The sequence below is a fragment of the Nocardia sp. NPDC058058 genome, assembly GCF_042885355.1.
Classification (GTDB): Bacteria; Actinomycetota; Actinomycetes; order Mycobacteriales; family Mycobacteriaceae; genus Nocardia.
Map to the genome: position 1 here is coordinate 67,922 of NZ_JBHVSA010000001.1, position 17,832 is coordinate 85,753.

General features: G+C 67.2%; 17 protein-coding genes. 6 read left to right on the top strand and 11 right to left on the bottom strand.

All coding sequences use genetic code 11. The features are described from left to right. Positions 1-90: 90 nt before the first annotated feature. The 4 genes from ACFVUS_RS00335 to ACFVUS_RS00350 all read right to left on the bottom strand — a co-directional run bounded on the left by ACFVUS_RS00335 (position 91) and on the right by ACFVUS_RS00350 (position 3,758). Positions 91-564 carry a helix-turn-helix domain-containing protein gene (locus tag ACFVUS_RS00335; protein WP_387760945.1) on the bottom strand — a complete coding sequence of 158 codons (474 nt, stop codon included), beginning with the start codon at positions 562-564 and terminating at the stop codon, positions 91-93. A gap of 166 nt (positions 565-730) precedes the next feature. Further along, complete coding sequence (locus ACFVUS_RS00340) at positions 731-1,933, bottom strand: cytochrome P450 (protein WP_387760946.1); 1,203 nt, start codon at positions 1,931-1,933, stop codon at positions 731-733. Positions 1,934-2,043: 110 nt separating this feature from the next. Next, the gene (locus tag ACFVUS_RS00345) at positions 2,044-2,775 is read right to left on the bottom strand and encodes a DJ-1/PfpI family protein (RefSeq protein WP_387760947.1); all 732 of its coding nucleotides are present in this window, start codon (positions 2,773-2,775) and stop codon (positions 2,044-2,046) included. Between the two features lie 26 nt (positions 2,776-2,801). Beyond that, entirely contained in the window at positions 2,802-3,758 is a 957-nt protein-coding gene (locus ACFVUS_RS00350) for a GlxA family transcriptional regulator (RefSeq protein WP_387760948.1), read from the bottom strand. Between the two features lie 109 nt (positions 3,759-3,867). Here ACFVUS_RS00350 and ACFVUS_RS00355 point away from each other — a divergent pair, with 109 nt between their 5' ends. The 5 genes from ACFVUS_RS00355 (at position 3,868) to ACFVUS_RS00375 (ending at position 7,639) form a co-directional block, all read left to right on the top strand. Next, positions 3,868-4,251 carry an acyl-CoA thioesterase gene (locus ACFVUS_RS00355; protein ID WP_387760949.1) on the top strand — a complete coding sequence of 128 codons (384 nt, stop codon included), beginning with the start codon at positions 3,868-3,870 and terminating at the stop codon, positions 4,249-4,251. Next, on the top strand, positions 4,251-4,640 hold the full coding sequence (locus ACFVUS_RS00360) for an acyl-CoA thioesterase (protein WP_387760950.1): 390 nt from the start codon (positions 4,251-4,253) through the stop codon (positions 4,638-4,640). Before ACFVUS_RS00355 ends, ACFVUS_RS00360 begins: the two co-directional genes overlap by 1 nt. A gap of 67 nt (positions 4,641-4,707) precedes the next feature. Next, positions 4,708-5,094 carry a 50S ribosomal protein L7/L12 gene (gene rplL, locus ACFVUS_RS00365; protein WP_387760951.1) on the top strand — a complete coding sequence of 129 codons (387 nt, stop codon included), beginning with the start codon at positions 4,708-4,710 and terminating at the stop codon, positions 5,092-5,094. Positions 5,095-5,219: 125 nt separating this feature from the next. Further along, the gene (locus ACFVUS_RS00370) at positions 5,220-6,323 is read left to right on the top strand and encodes a hypothetical protein (RefSeq protein WP_387760952.1); all 1,104 of its coding nucleotides are present in this window, start codon (positions 5,220-5,222) and stop codon (positions 6,321-6,323) included. Between the two features lie 122 nt (positions 6,324-6,445). Further along, complete coding sequence (locus tag ACFVUS_RS00375; protein WP_387760953.1) at positions 6,446-7,639, top strand: cation:proton antiporter; 1,194 nt, start codon at positions 6,446-6,448, stop codon at positions 7,637-7,639. Here the strand turns inward: ACFVUS_RS00375 and ACFVUS_RS00380 are convergent. Genes ACFVUS_RS00380 through ACFVUS_RS00410 form a run of 7 tightly spaced genes read right to left on the bottom strand, consistent with a single transcriptional unit; the run spans position 7,627 to position 15,652 of the window. After that, entirely contained in the window at positions 7,627-8,661 is a 1,035-nt protein-coding gene (locus tag ACFVUS_RS00380) for an isopenicillin N synthase family dioxygenase (protein WP_387760954.1), read from the bottom strand. The genes ACFVUS_RS00375 and ACFVUS_RS00380 overlap by 13 nt on opposite strands. Beyond that, on the bottom strand, positions 8,658-9,380 hold the full coding sequence (locus ACFVUS_RS00385) for a hypothetical protein (RefSeq protein ID WP_387760955.1): 723 nt from the start codon (positions 9,378-9,380) through the stop codon (positions 8,658-8,660). Before ACFVUS_RS00385 ends, ACFVUS_RS00380 begins: the two co-directional genes overlap by 4 nt. Then, positions 9,377-10,186, bottom strand: a complete 810-nt coding sequence (locus ACFVUS_RS00390) for an N-acyl homoserine lactonase family protein (RefSeq protein ID WP_387760956.1) — start codon at positions 10,184-10,186, stop codon at positions 9,377-9,379. The genes ACFVUS_RS00385 and ACFVUS_RS00390 overlap by 4 nt, the downstream gene beginning before the upstream one ends. Positions 10,187-10,189: 3 nt before the next feature. Beyond that, a complete protein-coding gene (locus ACFVUS_RS00395) occupies positions 10,190-11,770 on the bottom strand; it encodes an ABC transporter substrate-binding protein (protein WP_387760957.1) in 1,581 nt (526 codons plus the stop codon). A gap of 34 nt (positions 11,771-11,804) precedes the next feature. After that, positions 11,805-12,803 (bottom strand): ABC transporter permease, encoded by a 999-nt coding sequence (locus ACFVUS_RS00400; protein WP_387760958.1) that lies wholly within the window; start codon positions 12,801-12,803, stop codon positions 11,805-11,807. A gap of 1 nt (position 12,804) precedes the next feature. Beyond that, positions 12,805-13,671: an ABC transporter permease gene (locus ACFVUS_RS00405; protein WP_387760959.1), complete on the bottom strand. Its 867-nt coding sequence runs from the start codon at positions 13,669-13,671 to the stop codon at positions 12,805-12,807. 1 nt (position 13,672) lies between these two features. After that, entirely contained in the window at positions 13,673-15,652 is a 1,980-nt protein-coding gene (locus ACFVUS_RS00410) for a dipeptide ABC transporter ATP-binding protein (RefSeq protein ID WP_387760960.1), read from the bottom strand. A 252-nt stretch (positions 15,653-15,904) separates the two neighbouring features. Between ACFVUS_RS00410 and ACFVUS_RS00415 the strand changes: the two genes are divergently transcribed. Beyond that, entirely contained in the window at positions 15,905-17,806 is a 1,902-nt protein-coding gene (locus ACFVUS_RS00415; protein ID WP_387765338.1) for a CocE/NonD family hydrolase, read from the top strand. Positions 17,807-17,832 lie beyond the last annotated feature (26 nt).

A 17,832-nucleotide genomic window follows, 5' to 3' on the forward strand; every position in this document is an offset into this window, starting at 1 on the left:
CATCCCGGCGCGCTTTTGGCGGGGATCCACACCCGTGACGCATTGCGGCGGTGGATCCCGGCCAAAAACATGCCGGGATGACGGAAGGGTTTACGCGCCGACGGGGACGCGGCCGGCGAGGATGGCCTCGGCGGTGTTCGCGGGCCACTCCAGTCCGGCGTCGAGTTTGGTCAGCACCTCGGCGGCGGGATCCTCGACCAGGCTGCGCTCGATCTGGCTGATCATGCCCGCGGCGGGTCCGCCCTTCTTGGCGACATCGCCCTGGGTCCAGCCCATTTCCTTGCGGCGGGCCTTGACTCGATCGGCAAGGGCGGCGAGGTCGGGGCCATCGGCCGACTGCGCCGCGGCGGGCTTCGCCGCTGCCGGCTTCGCCGCAGCATCCGCGGCGGGCTTCGTCGTGGCCTGCGCCGCGGTGGCCTTTGCTGCCGGTGCGGCGGACTCGGCCTGCGCGGCCGCGGTCTCGGTCCGCATCGCGCGCTCGGCCGCTTCCTGCTGCTTCTTCGATACGCCGCCACTGGCCAGGAACGCCTGTGTGTTGAGCCGCGAGCGCTTTCGCCTACCCATCTTTGCCATATGACCCTCCCAGATCTGTCGATGCCCACGGTCGTCGGAGCATGGGGAAGACTGCCACGACTGCGCGTGACCCCCGGGCATGAGCGGAAGCTCGGCGTGCCGCGAACCGCTGGCTACCCCTCTTCGGAGCCGACCCCGGGTCCGGATGGCTCTGATGTCAATGTGGTTCGGGCCGCAAACGGACCGGGAGTTCGGTCAGGCCCCGAATGACCGGGTTCGGATACCAGCGCAGCTCCGATTCGGGCACGGCCAGGCGCATATCCGGAAAGCGCCGCAGCAGTGCGCCGAACGCGATCCTGGCTTCCAGGCGGGCCAGCGGAGCGCCGACGCAGAAGTGCATACCGTGCCCGAAGGCCAGGTGGGCATTGTGTTCGCCGTCGGGGTGCGGATTATCGGGATCGGCATAGTGCGCCGGATCGCGGTTGCCCGCCGCGAGCGCCACGTACACCACTTCCCCGGCCGGAATCACGGTATCGCCGACGGTGATCGGTTCGACGGTGAAGCGCGGCGTGGCCAGATCGACCGGGCCGTCGAGGCGCAGGAATTCCTCGACCGCGCCGGGAATCAAGCCGGGATCGGCGTGCAGCCGCGCCAGCCACGGCCGGTCGCGCAGCAGCGCGAGCACGCCGTTGCCGATGAGATTCACGGTGGTCTCGTGCCCGGCGACCAGGAGCAGCAGGGCCATGCCCACCAATTCCTGATCGTCCAGCCGCGCCTCATCGTCGATGATCAGCTGCGAAAGCAGATCATCGCCCGGGTGTACGCGCTTTTCCCGCAGCATATTTCGCAGGAATCGCACCATATCGTGGTGGGCGCGGGCGCGATCGGTCTCCGGATCGTCGGTGCCCACCAGTGCCCTGGTCCAGGTCCGGAAGGCGTCGTGGTCGTCGATGGAGACATCGAGCAGATGGCAGATCACCGTGACCGGCAGCGCTACCGCGAAGGCCGCCAATAGGTCGACCCGCTCGAATTCGCCCATGGCGTCGAGGAGTTCGTGCGTGGTGCGCTCGATGACCGGTTCCAGCAGCGCCACCCGCCGCGCGGTGAACGCCCGCGCCACCGCCTTGCGCAGCCGGGTATGGTCCGGCGGATCGGAATTGAGCATATGCCGCAGCGCTTCCCGAGGCCGCGGATTCACCCGTGGCACACCGCGTTTGCGCGCCAGCACCTGCTCGAACAGGTCGATGTCCTTACGCAGCCGGGAATCCGCCAGCGCCGCCCGCCCCTGCTCGTACCCGAGAATGAGCCACCGATCCAGCCCATCCCCGAAGTCGACCCGGTGCACCGGCCCGGCCGCCCGCCACCGCCGGTAATACTCGTGCGGATCAGCGAAGAACTTATCGTCGAGCAACTCGCCCACCACACCGACGCTACGCCAATCCCACCGCGCGCTAAGCCAATTCGACTCCGGGCTCCCGCGTTTCCGCCGAACGCCCTGACAACCCGTTCGAGCGCGGCGCGGCATCGGGTTCAGCGCTTGGCGGCGCTGCGCTCGCGCACCCGGTTCAGGGTCAGGTGCCAGAAGGTGGTGGCGAGGTCGAGGGGGATGCGGGGTTTGGCGGCGCGTTTTGTCATTTCGAGGCGGGTTTTGCGGAGCAGGTCGGCGGGGGCCTTGTCCGGGTGGCCGGTGTCGAATGGCGGGTGCGGATCGTATTCGATGCCGAGCTGGACCATTTGGGCCGCTTCGGTGCCCGCGATCTCGCCGACCAGCCACAGGCCCAGATCGATTCCGGCCGAGACGCCCGCGGCGGTGACGATCTTGCCGCTGCGCACGATGCGGTCGTGCGGGCGGGATTCCGCGCCGAAGGCGGCCAGCATGGGCTGGGCCGACCAGTGCGAGGTGGCGGGATGTCCGCGCAGGATATCGGCGGCGGCCAGCACCAGCGATCCGGTGCAGACCGAGGTGGTCCACTGGGTATTCGGGTGTACCGCGCGCAGCCAGTCGATGAGTTCGCGATTGGCCATGGCCTCGGTGGTGGCGGCCTCGGAACCGCCCACCAGCACCAGATCCGGGCTGGGCGTCTCGGCGAAGGTGTGCGTCGCGCCCAGCACCAGCACGCCCGAGTCCGAGACGATCGGCCCGACTTCATTGGAGACGAAACGCAATTCGCTGTCGGGCAGTGAGCGCAGCACCTCGTACGGGCCGATGGCGTCGAGCACGGTCATGCCCGGGTACAGCACGATGGCGATCTGAAAAGTCATGCGGAACTCTCACTTTCGGTGTTCGGTCATACGCGGGTGAACCGGGCGCGATACTCGCCCGGCGGAATGCCCAAGTGGCGGTGGAAGATTCGGTAGAGGGTTTCGGGACTGCCCAGCCCGACGGCGGCCGCGACCCGGTCCATGGGCTGATCGGTGTTCTCCAGTAGTCGCCGCGCCGCCCCGATGCGCACCTGTTCGACATAGCGGGCCGGGGTGGTGCCCGTCTCGACGGCGAAGACCCGGGAGAAGTGCCGGGTGCTCATCCCCGTGCGCTCGGCCAGCGCGGGCAGCGACAGGTCGGACCCCAGGTTCTCCTCCAGCCAGACCTGAAGCAGCCGAAGCGAATTGCGCTTGGGTGGATTCGCGGCCACGGGCGTGCTGAATTGGCTCTGCCCGCCGGGGCGATGCAGGTACACCACCAGCCAGCGCGCCACCTCGCGCGCCAGCTCCGGTCCGTGATCGGCGGTCACGATGGCCAGTGCCAGATCGATTCCGGCGGTGACGCCCGCCGAGGTCCAGATCGGCCCGTCGCGCACATAGATCAGATCGGGTTCGGTTGTCACAGCGGGGAATTCCCGCCCGAGGAGCTCACCCGCCGCCCAATGCGTGGTGACCCGACGGCCGTCCAGCAGCCCGGTGCGCGCGAGCAGGAACGCCCCCGAGCACACCGAGCCGATCCGCTCGGCGTATCCGGCCGCGTGCTCGATGCCCGCGATCAACTCGGCATCGGCGCTGGCGTCCCAGAACCCCAGCCCGCCGGCGACGATCAGCGTGTCGATCGGCTCGGACCAGTCGGCCAGCGCGTGCTCGGCGGTCACCGTCACCCCGCTGCCCGAGCGCACCGGACCGGGCCGCACCGCGGCGACCTCCACCCGGTAGCCGCGCGCGGCCCCGAGCGCGGCCGCACCGGTGAACACATCGGCGGGCCCGGCCAGATCCAGCAGCTGGAACCCGTCGTACACCACCATCAGCACCACCCGCATGCCTTCAGCCTGCGGTCTGCGCCCGATGGCGTCAATGACACGACTCTTGCAGATTCGGCCATCGACTGCCGGTCGGAGCGCTCGCGGCGCGGCTTGATATGAATGGCGGGTGGCCCGACACCAGTTCCTCTGCCCCCTGCGCTGGTCCGATATGGACGCGGACGGGCACGTCAGCAATGCCGCGCACCTGCGCTATCTGGAGGAAACCCGCATCGACCTGTTCGGGTCGCGCGGATTCCGCGGATCCAGCGTGGTCGCGCAGATGGATATCGACTACCTGACTCCGCTGCGGTATCGCTCGCATCCGGTGCGGGTGGAAACCTGGGTGACCAAGGTGGGCGGTTCCTCGTTCACCCTGGCGCAGGAGATCCGCGATGACGAGGTGGTCTACTCCACCGCGACCTGCACCATGGTCGCCTTCGACAGCGAGTCGCAGCGCTCGCGCAAACTCGGCGATACCGAACGCGGCATGCTCGAGGAGTTGGGTCTGTGATGCACAGCTACGCCATTCAATTGCGCCGCACCGATATGGACGCGCTACAGCATGTCAACAACGTCATCTTCGCCCAGTATCTGGACGAGGCGCGCACCGATCTGCTCGCCGGTCACGAATCCCCGGATACGCCATGGCGAGTCGTGGTCGCCGGGCAGCGCCTGAGCTATCGCACGCCGCTGGTCTTTCGTACCGATCCGGTCACCGTCACCACCGTGGTGGACCGAATCGGGACCAGTTCGTTCACCCTGGCACACGAGGTGCGTGATGCCGAATCCCTCTATCTCGCAGCGACTTCCACGCTCGTGACGGTATCGGACGGCGCAACCCGGGCCTTGACGGCGGCCGAGCGTGACTTCCTCGCGACCTTCGCGGCCCCGCAAAACTGATCGCCCCGCGCGGATCCCGCGCATATGATGAATGTATCGCCTGGTCAGCGCTGCAAGGGGGTCCATCATGGCCAAGATGACCGTTGACGAACTGCTCGAAGTCTTCAAAGGTATGACGCTGCTGGAACTCTCCGGTTTCGTCAAAGCCTTCGAGGACGAATTCGGCGTCACCGCCGCCGCCGCGGCCTATGCCCCGCCGCCCAATGGCGCGGTCGCCGAGCCCGAAACCGCCGAGGAGCAAACCGAATTCGATCTCATCCTGGAATCCTTCGGCGATAAGAAGATCCAGGTGATCAAGGCGGTCCGCGAACTCGTCTCCGGCCTCGGCCTGAAGGAAGCCAAGGATCTGGTCGAATCCGCCCCGAAACCGGTGCTGGAAGGCGTCTCCCGCGACACCGCCGAAACCGCCCGCGTCAAACTGGAAGCCGCGGGCGCCCGCGCCGCCCTGCGCTGAGCGCAATTCGCCGGCGCGCAGTGCAGCGGCCCCCCGTCATCCCGGCATGCTCTTGGCCGGGATCCACATCCTCGGCGTGCGTCGAATCTCGCGCCGCACTCGCCCGGGTCTGCCAGAGTGGGTTGATGAGGTGGTCGTTCGCCCTGCTGGCGGTTCTCGCGCTGGTTGCCGGATGCGCAAGGGCCGCAACGCATTCGGGGTGGCGAGAGCTGTCCGCACCCGTGGCGGGCGCGCGGGTGCTGGAGCTGATCCCGGTCCGTGACGGGGTGCTGGCGCTCGGGTCGGTGCCATCCGGCACGGATCGGGCTCCGGCGGCCTGGCTGTCGGCGGATGGCACGCGGTGGACATCCATCCCGGCACGTCCGGAGAGTCCGTACGGGTTTCTGGCGGAACTGATCTCGGCGGGCGTGGGGGAGCGGACCGTTGTGCTGGGTCAGGCTTTCGGTGGCGCGCACGGCAATCCGCGCATGACGATCTGGAGCGGTGACAAGCCCGAGACGCCGGATCACCCCGCCGAACTGGTCGAGCATCCGCAGGCCTTCGAGTTGTTCGGCGGTCCGCACGCGCTGGCGGTGACGGCCGCCGCCGGGCTCGCCGGTGTCACCGTGCTGATCGGCGGGTGGGACGGGCCGGACGGCAGGTACGGCGCTGCCACCTGGACCTCGGTCGACGGTGCGAATTGGGAGCGGCACGCGGACGATCCCGCGCTGTCCTCGGTACCCGGCGAACTGACCGGGGCCGCGGCCATCACCACCGGTCCGCCCGGCTTCGTGATCGTCGGCCAAACCCAGCGCGATCGCACCCAGTTGCCGCTGGAGTGGACCTCCCCGGACGGTTTCACCTGGCGGCGCATCGCCCTGCCGGGCACGTCGGCCCTCGCCACCCGGGCGGGCTGTAACCCGGACCGCTGCACCGTCTTCGGTCAATCCACCTCGGCATCGCCCACCGTCCTGTGCTGGCCGAACGACGCCACGCCGGCGGTCCCCGGTCCGGCTGCCGGAATTATCGACACCCTGAAAGTCATCGCCGAGGATTCCCGAACCCTGGCGATCGTCAGACTCGACGGCGCGGCGCACCTGCTCTCGGTCGATCCGAATTGTGCCGACTGGCAGGACATTCCGCTCCCGATTCCCGCGACGCGCGTCCAAATGGCCACGCTCCCAGCCGGACTCCTGCTGTCGACGATCGACGACGACGCCAGCCGTCTCTGGCTCCGCGCGCACCCCTGATTCCACCCGGCGGCGCGGGTGTATCCGTGCGCGCCCGCGCCATTACGCCTGCGCAGACTGTCCAGTTCGCGTTGCTAGGGTATTGCGGTGGGAAATGGCTGGCGGGCTGGGAGGATGCGCGGGTGACGCAGGCGCTGATCGTTATGGCGGGGGCGGTGGCGCTGTGGTCGCTGCTGGCCGCCCGGTTGGAGCGGTGGCAGATCACCGCGCCGCTGGCGATGGTGGTGGCCGGGATCGTGGTGGGGTTCGGTACCCGGAACACGCTCGGCGAGACGCTCAATACCAAGGTCGCACAGCATGCGGCGGAGATCGTGCTGGCGGTGCTGCTGTTCGTCGATGCCACCGAGGTGCGCGGCGGACTGTTCGGGCCGCAGCCGCGCGCGGTGTTCCGCATGCTGCTGATCGGCCTGCCGCTGGGGCTGGGGCTATCGGTGCTGTTCGGGGCCTGGCTGTTGCCGGGACTGTCCTGGGCGGTATTGCTGGTCATTGCCTGCGTGGTGGTGCCGATCGATTTCGCGCCCGCGGCGTTCATTCTGCGGGACAGGCGGATTCCGCTGCGGGTGCGCGAGGTGCTCAATGTGGAGGGCGGCTACAACGACGGAATCGTCTCGCCCATCTTCATTTTCGCGCTCGCGCTGGCCGGTGACGCCTCGCATGCCACCACACCCATGGACGCGCTCGGCGATGCGCTGCCCTCGGCGGTGAAGGCGATCGCGGTCGGCATCGCGGTGGGCTGGGCGCTGTCCGCGGCGACCAAAGCGGCCGAGCAACACGACCTGATGAGCCATCAATCCAAGAGAATGGCCATGGTGGCCGCGCCGATTCTCACCTATGCGGTGGCGGTCGGGTTCGGCGGCAATGGTTTCGTCGCCGCCTTCGTCTGCGGTCTCACGCTCAATTTCTTCCGGCATTCGACGAGCTTCCATCGCGAATTGGAATTGATCGACGATATCGGCTTCCTGCTGACCACCGCCATGTGGTTCGTCTTCGGCAGCGTCGCGGTCTTCTCGCTCGCCGAGGGACATGAATGGCGCGCGGTGCTTTTCGCGGTCGCCGCCCTGACCGTGGTGCGCATCGTGCCCACCTATCTGGCCATGATCGGCTCGCGCTTCTCCATGCGCGACCGCTGGCTGTTGGCCGCGCTCGGCCCGCGCGGCACCACCTCGATCGTGTTCGGCCTGCTCGCCTTCAATGGATTGACCGGTGAGGCGGCCGATCTGGTCCTGCTGACCCTGGTGTTCACGGTGCTCGGCAGCATTCTGCTGCACGGGGCGGGCGTCCCGCTGGCCGCCCGCCGTCACGGTCAGGCCCGCTGACGCGCCTCCTGTCCGAATGAACCCACCGGCAGCGAGCCGTCCGGCAGGACCAGGTCACCGGATTCCAAACGGATGCGCAGATATCGGAACAGCTGGGCGGTCTGCGCGAAGAGATGTTCACCCGCCCGCAGCGGTGCGCGTCGCGGCTGATCGGGCGAGGTGAATTGCGGCAGCGGTTCGACCACCGTGTGATAGTCGACATTGAAGAACAGCGGGAACGAATACCGCTCCTGTTTCACCTTGCGCACCCGATGCGTGGTGGCGACGAATTCGCCATTGGTCCAGAGTTCGAGCATGTCACCGATATTGATGACGAAGGTATCCGGAATCGGCGGCACATCGATCCAGTCGCCCGCGCCGTTCATCACCTCGAGTCCCGGTGCGGTCGGTTTGAGCAGCGTGAAGCATTCGAAATCGCTGTGCGCGCCGATGCCCATGGCGTCCTCGGCCCGCTCGTCATAGGGGTAGTGGATCAGGCGCAGCTGACTGGGCGTCTTGGTGGCATAGCGCAGGAACGTGTCCGGATCCTCGCCGAGGGTGACCGCGAATGCCCACAGCAGCTGCCTGCCCAGATCGAGCACGGCCTGATAGTAGGTGGTCACGGTATCGGCGAAACCCGGTAGCGCGGGCCAGACATTGGGGCCGAGCATGGGATTGCCCGCCAGATGATCCGGATCGTCCGCGGGCAGATCGAGCGCGGTATCGAAGGCCTCCTTCAAATCCGGTGTGCCGCCGTCGAATCCCTCCTCCCCGGTGGGGACATAGCCGCGATGGCAGTCCGAGAGCCCGATATAGGAGCGCATCTTCTCCTCGAGCGGTAGCGCGAAGAACCGTTCGGTGGCGGCGAGCAGCCCGTCGAACAGGGCGGGATCGACCCCGGAGCCGCTGATGTAGAAGAACCCGACTTCGCGTGCGGCCCGGCCGATCTCATCGGCGACCGCGCGCCGTTCGGCCGGATCGGCCGAACGCAGTCCGGTCACATCGATGACCGGAACCGAGGTGAACGAGGTTACCTTGCTCATAGCGTCACATTTCCTTCCGTATGGCCGATCAGCCACTCCCGGGTGCGGAGCGCGCCGTGATCGTCGATGTCATTGGTGTGCAGGTGAATTCGGGAATCGCCGATCCAGCGCGGGGCCAATCGCTGCTGCTCTCGATAGGGCAGCGCGGAATCGGTGATGAGCCATTCGCGGCCCTCGATCGAGCCGAGCGAGAGTTCCACGGCCCCGGTACCCGTGCGCATCGCCCAGCCGAACAGCCGGTCGACCCGCAGCAGCAGCGCGCGTCCGCCGTCACCGGACCGCAATTCCATGGCCCAGCAGTTCTTTCCGGGCCGATCCCGGATCCAGTGCTCGAAATAGTCGGCGTGCACGCCGACTTCGACCAGCACGTCGGCCGCGTAACTCATCCGGCCTTCATCCGGATGCGGTCCGGGCGGCTGCAATTCGATACCGCGCCGCCAATGGAACACGTCGGCGTACTGGGTGAGCTGTCCGGCGAACCCGTCCTGCATGCGCATCCAGGCGCGCTGCTGATCGGTGAGGTCCGCCGCACAGCGCACGCCGGTGAAATCCGGCCGGGGCATCGGCCTGCGCAGGTCCACGAAGCGCGTAATGCCTTGCAGCCAGCGCACATCGGTGGTGATGTCCTGTGACCCGTCGGGATCGACCAGCAGTGTGCGCTCCCACAGTCCGGCGCAGTCCGCCATCCGCACCGGCGTATCGGTCTCGTGCGCGTTCATGCCGGGAACCGTTCGTGGAAGTGCTGGGTCCAGTGCGGCCAGGCATGGGGATCGTGCCCGGGAATGAGCGGATAGTTCTTCTCGTACGCGAGTTTCTTGAGCCGCCGGATCGGCTCGACGGTGTCTTCCGGATCGACCCCGACGAATCCGCCGATGGCCAGTTCATGGTCGATGTTCTCGGTGAGATCGGCCGCGTCGAAGGCGAATACGAATCCGCCGCCGCCCACGGTGCGATCCAGTTCGACCATGAAACTCTGGTGCCCGGGGGTATGCCCGTAGGTCGGTATGGCGGTGATACCGGGTGCGATCACCGCCTCACCGTCCGCGAGCCGCCAGTCGATGCGCGGATCGTCGAAGTCGACCCGCGCCATCGCATGATGTTCGGGCTCGGGATGATTGGACAGCCCGTACTCCAGCTCGATGCGCTGGGCGTGCACCGGTACCTTGCCCGCGAACAGTTTCAATCCGCCCGCGTGATCGTGATGCAGATGGCTGACCGCGACGGCGTGAATGTCATCGATATCGATTCCGATGTCGTGCAACGATTCCTCGATCGGCTCACCCGGACCCGGCAGGACCGGAATGTATTCCACGCTCGGATAGAACCGCCGGTACAGCGCCGGATCGCGGATCAGCGCGGTATTGAATCCGGTATCGAGCAGCACCCAGCCGCCGTCGGTCTGCAACATGACACCGGGCGTGGGTTCCCGGAGTCGCTCATGCGCCGGAGCCCCGTGTACCGAAATGGCCTTGGGCAGTTCCTCCCAGCCCAGGGTGAGCAGGACGATGCGGCGTACACCCGTCATGGCTCACCCCACCGACAATCCGGCCAGGCGCAGTGAATTCGGCTCGGTCACCGCATGGGATTCCGCGACGCCCTTGAGCCAGGGCTGCGCGACCATGAAATCGTTGACATCGGCGATATTGAGCCAGCAGCCGGTGGCCGACGCCTGCGCCGCGGCCCGTGAGAACACTTCCGCCGCACCGGATTCGCGTCCGGTGGCCAGCGATGAGGTGACATCGGAGGACGAGCAGTTGAGGTAGTTCAGGCCGCCGTCGGGATCGAAATTGATATGTCCCCAGGTGTACGGGGATGGTGCGTCCGGCCAGCCCGCGAGCAACAGCATTTCCGGTGCGTCGGCCGGTGTGCTGCCGACCCAGCCGTAGATCTGCGAGGTGGGATAGCCCTGCACCTTGGCGGTGATGCCGACGGTGGCCAGCTGGGTCTGGATCAGATTGCCGACGAGCTGATTATCGGGATTGCTGGAGTCGTAGCCGACGGTGACGGTCTTCTGATCGGCGGGCAGACCCGACACGATCTTCTGAAGTGCCGAAGTGTCATGGGTGACAGTCTGTTTCGCGTAATCGGCGGCCATCATATTCGGCGGATACACCTGTGCGCCGACCTTGCCGCGCCCGAAATAGGTCTGCTGCACGATCTGCTGGAGGTCGATGGCCTGGTTCAAGGCCGCCCGCGCGGGCTGCGAAGTGAACATCCCCTTGTGTGGGTTCACGTAGAAGTAGTTCGACATCATGGTCGGCAGTGAGTAATTCGCGAACTTGGCATTGCCGATGTACGACGAGACCGCCGAGGACGGCAGATCGTGCAGCACCGCCGCCAGCTGGCCGTTGTTGAATTGCAGCTGCTGCGAGGAGGTATCGGTGATCACCGGCAGATCGACGGTCGTGAAGTACGGTTTGCTGCCCCAGTAATCGCCGAAAGCCGCCAGCGCGTAGTGGGATCCGACCTGCGCGTCGGTGAGCGTGTACGGGCCGGTGCCGAGATCGTGGGTGGTCAGATAGGTCTGGGTGTTATCGGTTCCGGCATTGGCGGCCAGTCCGGTGGGGCTGAGCATGCGCGGCCCGTACGGCGAGGCGAGATAGTCCAGGAATACCGCGTTGGGTGCCTTGAGCGTGATCGTCGCGGCGTAATCACCCTGTGTGGTAACCGATTCGATGTCCGAGACCATGTACGCCGGACCCTGATTCACCGCCAGCCGGCGATCGAACGAGGTCTTGATGGCGGCCGAGGTGAAGGGCGTGCCGTCATGGAATTTCACGCCCTGGCGCAGCGTGAAGGTGAACACCTTGTTATCCGGCGACGCCGTCCACGCGGTGGCCAGCAGCGGCTGTAGCTCGGCCTTCTCGGTGCCCGGGGCGTATTGCAGCAGTCCCTCATACAGATTGGTGGTCAGCAGCAATCCCTGACCGGCGTAGTAGACGTCCGGGTCCGGCGGCTGACCCGGATCCTGGAGGAACGACAGGTGCAGCACCTTATCGGTCGGTGCGGCATTGGGCGTCTGATCGGCGGAACCGCACGCGGTGAGCGCGAGCAGCGTGGCGGAGGCGAAAGCGGTTGCGGCCAAGAGCCTTCGAGCGGTGTGGAGCATAGGGCGGTTCCTTAGATTCGAACTTCGGAAAAGGTCAGGCGGTGACGAGGCGTGGGTCGGCGGCGGCCTGGAGCAGGTCGACGACGGTATTGATGACGACGTAGACCGCGCCGAGCAGCAGCGTCACCCCGGCGATGGCGGGGAAGTCGGCGACCGGAATGCTCTGCGCGACGTACTGGCCGATACCGGGCCAGCCGAAGACCTGCTCGACCACCAGCACGCCCGAGAACATCAGTCCCACTTGCAATCCCGTCATGGAAAGGGCCGCGCCGACGCAATTGCGCAGCACATGCCGCAGCAGGATGCGAGCCGGGCTCAGCCCCTTGGCCTTGGCGGTGCGCGCGTAATCGCTGTCGATATCGGTGAGCAGACTCGACCGCAGCACCCGCCCGATCGCCACCGCCGGTCCGAGCGCGATGACGGTCGCGGGCAGGATGAGATGGCTGAACGCGTCGGTGACCACATCGAAGCGCCCGGCCAGCAGACCGTCCACGGTGAGCAAACCCGTTGGGCCGCTTGGCGCTCCGGAGATCGAGGAGCGCCCATTTGCGGGCACCCAGCCCAGGCGCTGATAGAACACGATCAACCCGAGAATGCCGAGCAGGAACATCGGCACCGACGCACCGGCGAACAGCACCGCCCGCAGCACGCCCGCACCGGGCCAGCGCAGCGTGGTGGCGAAGGCCAGCAGCGCCGCCAGCACCAGCGCGATCACCAGGGCGCACAGCGCGAGTTCCAGTGTCGCGGGCACGAAATGCAGCAGATCGGTGCTCACCGGGCGGCGGGTGCGATACGAGGTGCCGAAATCGCCGTGCGCCGCCGCGGTGAGGTAGTGCCAGAACTGCACCGGCACCGGCTGATCCAGGCCGAGCTCATGCCGTCGCGCCGCGATGGCGGCCTGCGATGCCGAACTGCCCAGCTGCGCGTGCACGGGGTCGAGCGGCGAAATGCGTTGCAGTACGAACATGACGCCGGTCAGGGCAATGAGGATGGCCACCATGGCGGCGAGCCGGGAGATGATGAATGCACGCATGTCAGCGGTCCCTACTCGTGATATTGCGCAGGCAGTCACCGGCGACGGTCCCGATCAGCGCCAGCACCGCCACACCGAGACCCGGCATGACCGGAATCCACCACTGCTGCAGGAAGTAACTGAGATTGCGGGCCGCGTCCGCACCGAGTTCCGGTGCGGGGGCGGGCTGTCCGAGCCCCAGGAAGGACAGCGAGGCCAGGGTGAGGATGAGCGTGCCCAGGTCCAGGCTCGCCGCCACCAGCGCACCCGGTGTCGCACCGGGCAGCAGATGCCGCAGCGCCAGCCGAATCGGGCGCACCCCACTGAGTTTCGCGGCCTCCACGTGCGGCCGGGCGGCCAGCGCGGCGATCTCACCGCGCACCAGCCGCGCGTAGAACGGCCACCACACGATCGAGACCGCGATCAGGGTGTGCGTGAATCCGGGACCGAGCGCGGCGACCACCGCGATGGCCAGCACCGGAGCGGGCAGGGCCAGAAAGGCATCGGTGATCCGCATGAGCAGGTTGTCGATCCAGCCGCCGACCGTGCCCGCGATCAAGCCGATCAGACCGCCGATGGCCAGTCCGCTCGCCACCACCGCGAGCGCGGCGAACCAGCTGGCACGCATACCGTAGAGCACCCGGCTCAGCAGATCGCGGCCGATATTGTCGGTGCCGAGCAGGAAGCCACCGTGCCCGGGCGATTGCAGCGGCATGCCCACCGGCAGTAGCGGATCGTAGGGCGCGAGTACCGGCACGGCGAGCGCGACCAGCGTCACCACACCGAGCAGGGCCACACCCGCGCCGTTCCAGCCACCGGGAAAAGCGCGGGGCGCCACCGTGATTCGGGTACCGCGCCACCTGGTGAGCGCGGGCAGGGCGACGGTCATCTCAGCTCACCTTCTGTTCGATACACGCCACCTGATGCGTACCGCCGGGAATGCCCTCGAGCCGGACATCCAGGCGCGTATCGGCGCAGGCGTCCACCGCGACCGGGCAGCGCGGATGGAACGCACACCCCGATGGGGGAGCGAGCGGGCTCGCGGGCTCACCCCGGGGCGCGACGGGTGCGCGCGCGGGATCCGGAATGGCATCGATGAGCGCGCGGGTGTAGGGGTGCACCGGATTGCCGAGAACCTCGTCGGCGGTGCCGATTTCGACGATCCTGCCCAGATACATGACCGCGATCCGATCGGCCACCACCCGGGCGACCGCCAGATCGTGCGTGACGAAGACGACCGACATGCCCAGACTCCGGCGCAGCTCACCGATGAGGTTGATCACCGACGCCGCGAGCGAGACATCCAGCGCGCTGGTCGGCTCATCACAGAGCAGGATCGACGGCGGCACCACGGTCGCCCGCGCCAGCGAAACCCGTTGGCGCTGACCGCCGGACAGCTGCCGCGCCCGCGCCTTCGCGATCTCGGGCACCAGCCCGACCCGCCCCAGCGCGGTCTCGACCGCGGCCTTGCGCTCGCTTCGCGACAACCCCGACCGCAACAGTCGCTCGGAGATCAACTCGCCCACCGACATCCACGGCGTCAGCGAGGCCCCCGCATCCTGGAACACCATCTGCGGCCGCTCGTCCGAGCCTGCCCCGGCTTGCACGGTCCCGCCGCCGGCCTGCTCCAAACCCGCGATCACGCGCAGCAGCGTGGACTTGCCGCATCCGCTCTCCCCGACCAGCGCGACCGCCTCACCGCGCTCGACGGTCAGCGAAACCCGGCGCAGCGCATGCAATGTCGCGCGATTGCGCAACCCGCCGACGGCGAACGTCTTGCTCACATCGCGCAGTACCACGGCCGGTGCGGCCTCGGCCTCGGCCATCGTTATCGACTGCGGCGCAGCGTCATTCGGTGATGCGTCGACCGATCGCGCCTTCGCCGCGGTGCTCTCTCCATCGTCCTTGTCCACGGGCAGGATGCACGCCGATACCCGTTCGACCGCGATCTCGGCCGGTTCCGGGGGAGCGCTCGAGCATCGCGCGACGGCCTGCTCGCAGCGGGGCGCGAAGGCACAGCCGGGAAGGGGTTGGGCGGGACTCGGCACTTCGCCGGGCAGTGCCGCGAGACGTTCGCCGAGCGGGGTGGTCAGGGTGAGACGGGACCGGAGCAGACCGCGAGTGTAGGGGTGCGCCGGGTCGCCGAGCACCTGTGCGGTGGGGCCGATTTCGGCGATGCGCCCGGCGTACAGCACCGCGAGGCGGTCCGAGATCTGCGCCGCCACCCCGAGATCGTGGGTGATCAGCAGAATCCCGCAGCCGAGTTCCTCGCGAATGCCACGCAGCAGCGCCAGCACCTGCGCCTGCACGGTGACATCCAAAGCGGTCGTCGGTTCGTCGGCGATGATCAATTCCGGATTGCCCGCGATCGCCATGGCGATCATGACGCGCTGGCGCAATCCGCCGGACAGTTCATGGGGGTAGCTGCGCATCCGCCGCGCGGGTTCGGGGATACCCACCGCGGTGAGCAGTCGTATCGCTTCGGTTTCGCTCCCGGCGGCCTCGACGACCTGTGCGCCGATGCGCATGGTCGGATTCAGCGAGGTCATCGGATCCTGGAATACCGCACCGAGATCCAGCCGCCGCACCTTGCGCAGGGTGCGCTCGTCGCCGGTGACCATATCGGCCCCGGCGACCGTGATCGAACCTTCCACGCGGGTCCCGGCGGGCAGCAGACCCAGTAGCGAATAGCCGAGAACGCTCTTCCCGGAACCGGATTCGCCGACGAGACCGAGAATCTCGCCGCGCCGTACGCCCAGCGACACCCCGCGCAATGCGAAGACCTCGCGCCCGCCGCGACGGAACGTCACGCGCAACTCCTCGACAGTGCCGACCTCGGACACCTCGGTGTCCAGCAATGCAGTTCCCATGAACGCTCCTACCGATCAACCTGTCAATCGATAGTTTTTCGGTGTCGCCGACCATTTCGATGACGTGCGCGTATCGCTTGTGCTGCCCCTGGTAACTTCTGGATTGCCGGACGTTTCTGTCGAGTGACAGGAACCGCCCAATTCGCTTGCGCCGGTGCCATTTCTCGCCTTGAACTGCGCAAACGCGGATTCGTGATCGACGTCCGGGTGTACGGTCGAGCGATGACGCGGAGCCGCTTCGGTCGTTTGCGCATGGTGCGGTGGGGCGCGCTGCTCTCGGCGACGGCCTTGATCGCCACGGGATGCGGTGCCGAGTCCTCGGGGGATCCCGCACCGGCGGCGGCACATTGGCCGCCGACCGGCGGTCGCGGCTCGTGCGCGGTCGAGAAGCAGGAGAACGTCCCAGCCGCCATGCGCGACGGTGTCGTGCTCAAAGCCGATGTGTACCGGCCCCGTACGGCCGAACAGGTGCCGGTGATTCTCATGCGGACCCAGTACGGCAAGGCCGAAGCGCAGATCCAGCCGTTCCGCTATCAGACGCCGGATTGGTTCGCCTCGCAGTGCTATCTCGTTGTCGTGCAGGATATTCGGGGCCAGGGAGAATCCGCGGGCACCTTCACCGAGTTCGCGAACGATATCGACGACGGTTACGACTCCGTCGAATGGGCGGCCGGGCTCGCCGGATCCAATGGCAAGGTGGGGATGTACGGATCCTCGTATGTCGGTGCCACGCAATGGCTCGCGGCCGTCGGCGCGCCACCGCATCTGACCACGATAGTGCCCGCCAATACCTCCGCGGACTACTACGACGGCTGGAACTACGAGGGCGGTGCGTTCCGGCTCGGCTTCGTCGAACCTTGGGCCATGGGGACCATCGCCACCAGCGCTGCGCTCAATCGCGGCGATACCGGCACCGCCAAGCAATTGCGTTCCGACGTCGCGAATTACACGCGCTGGCTGGGATTCCGGCCCTATCAGCAGTTTCCGCCAATGCATCCGGAGAATCCGGCGGTCGCCCCGTGGTACTTCGATTGGCTCCGGCACTCCACCCGCGACGACTACTGGAAACAGTGGAGCATTCGCGACCGCTACGCCCGGGTGAAGGTTCCGGTGCTCGATATCGAGGGTTGGTACGACGCCTTCCTCGCGGGCGGGGTGGAGAACTTCACCGGGATGGCCGCCAACGGCGGTACCCCCGAGGCGCGGGCGAATCAGCGTCTGGTGATCGGGCCGTGGGACCACGTCGGCTGGGGCAGAACGGGTTCCGGCATCGGCACACCGCTGATGACCGCCACGGGGGCGGTGGGGGACAGCCCCGTCAACGAACTCATGCTCGCCTGGTTCGATGAATTCCTGAAGGGTAAGGGCGGCAACGTATCCGGGCATCCCATCGTCGACTACTTTCTGATGGGCGCGAACCGCTGGAAGAGCGCCACCGCGTGGCCGCTACCCGATACGCGGTGGACCACCTACTACCTCTCGGGTGTGGGCGGCAATGGAATCCAGGGCCGTGCCGGGCATTTGGGGACCGATGCGCCCAAAGACGCACAGCCGCCGGATGTCTACGACTACGACCCGGCCAACCCGGTGCCGAGCGCGGGCGGGCATTCCTGCTGTGGTGCGGGCACCGGCCCGCAGGGACCGGTGGATCAGTTCGCGGTGGAGCAGCGCGCGGATGTGCTCACCTACACCACCGATCCGATGACCGCCGATACCGAGATCACCGGCCCGATCCAGCTGAAACTGTGGGCGGCGTCCACCGCACCCGATACCGACTTCACCGCCAAGCTGGTCGCGCTGGCCCCGGACGGCAGCACGATGAATCTCAACAACGGCATCATCCGGGCCGCCTTCCGCGATTCGCTCGAGCATCCCTCGCCGATCGAACCCGGTCGCGCCTACGAGTACAAGATCGCCATCTGGCCGACGTCATACCTGGTCAAAGCTGGTTATCGCCTTCGCGTCGAGGTTTCCAGCAGCGATTTTCCGCAGTACGCGCCGAATCCGAACACCGGGGAACCCTTCGGTCTGAGCGCGAATGCACAGCTCGCCACGCAGACCATCTATCACGATGCCCAGCATCCCTCGGCCCTTGTACTACCGGTCATTCCGGGCAGCGACACCGGGAGCACCCGATTTCCTGTCGGGCACTGACCGTAGACTGCTGTGGAATACCCCTT

What these genes read in the sequence shown, in the direction of transcription:
- ACFVUS_RS00335 (WP_387760945.1), bottom strand. Translation starts at nt 564, where the DNA reads ATGGGTAGGCGAAAGCGCTCGCGGCTCAACACACAGGCGTTCCTGGCC.
- ACFVUS_RS00345 (WP_387760947.1), bottom strand. Translation starts at nt 2,775, where the DNA reads ATGACTTTTCAGATCGCCATCGTGCTGTACCCGGGCATGACCGTGCTC.
- ACFVUS_RS00350 (WP_387760948.1), bottom strand. Translation starts at nt 3,758, where the DNA reads ATGCGGGTGGTGCTGATGGTGGTGTACGACGGGTTCCAGCTGCTGGAT.
- ACFVUS_RS00360 (WP_387760950.1), top strand. Translation starts at nt 4,251, where the DNA reads ATGCACAGCTACGCCATTCAATTGCGCCGCACCGATATGGACGCGCTA.
- rplL (WP_387760951.1), top strand. Translation starts at nt 4,708, where the DNA reads ATGGCCAAGATGACCGTTGACGAACTGCTCGAAGTCTTCAAAGGTATG.
- ACFVUS_RS00370 (WP_387760952.1), top strand. Translation starts at nt 5,220, where the DNA reads ATGAGGTGGTCGTTCGCCCTGCTGGCGGTTCTCGCGCTGGTTGCCGGA.
- ACFVUS_RS00380 (WP_387760954.1), bottom strand. Translation starts at nt 8,661, where the DNA reads ATGAGCAAGGTAACCTCGTTCACCTCGGTTCCGGTCATCGATGTGACC.
- ACFVUS_RS00385 (WP_387760955.1), bottom strand. Translation starts at nt 9,380, where the DNA reads ATGAACGCGCACGAGACCGATACGCCGGTGCGGATGGCGGACTGCGCC.
- ACFVUS_RS00390 (WP_387760956.1), bottom strand. Translation starts at nt 10,186, where the DNA reads ATGACGGGTGTACGCCGCATCGTCCTGCTCACCCTGGGCTGGGAGGAA.
- ACFVUS_RS00395 (WP_387760957.1), bottom strand. Translation starts at nt 11,770, where the DNA reads ATGCTCCACACCGCTCGAAGGCTCTTGGCCGCAACCGCTTTCGCCTCC.
- ACFVUS_RS00400 (WP_387760958.1), bottom strand. Translation starts at nt 12,803, where the DNA reads ATGCGTGCATTCATCATCTCCCGGCTCGCCGCCATGGTGGCCATCCTC.
- ACFVUS_RS00405 (WP_387760959.1), bottom strand. Translation starts at nt 13,671, where the DNA reads ATGACCGTCGCCCTGCCCGCGCTCACCAGGTGGCGCGGTACCCGAATC.
- ACFVUS_RS00410 (WP_387760960.1), bottom strand. Translation starts at nt 15,652, where the DNA reads ATGGGAACTGCATTGCTGGACACCGAGGTGTCCGAGGTCGGCACTGTC.
- ACFVUS_RS00415 (WP_387765338.1), top strand. Translation starts at nt 15,905, where the DNA reads ATGGTGCGGTGGGGCGCGCTGCTCTCGGCGACGGCCTTGATCGCCACG.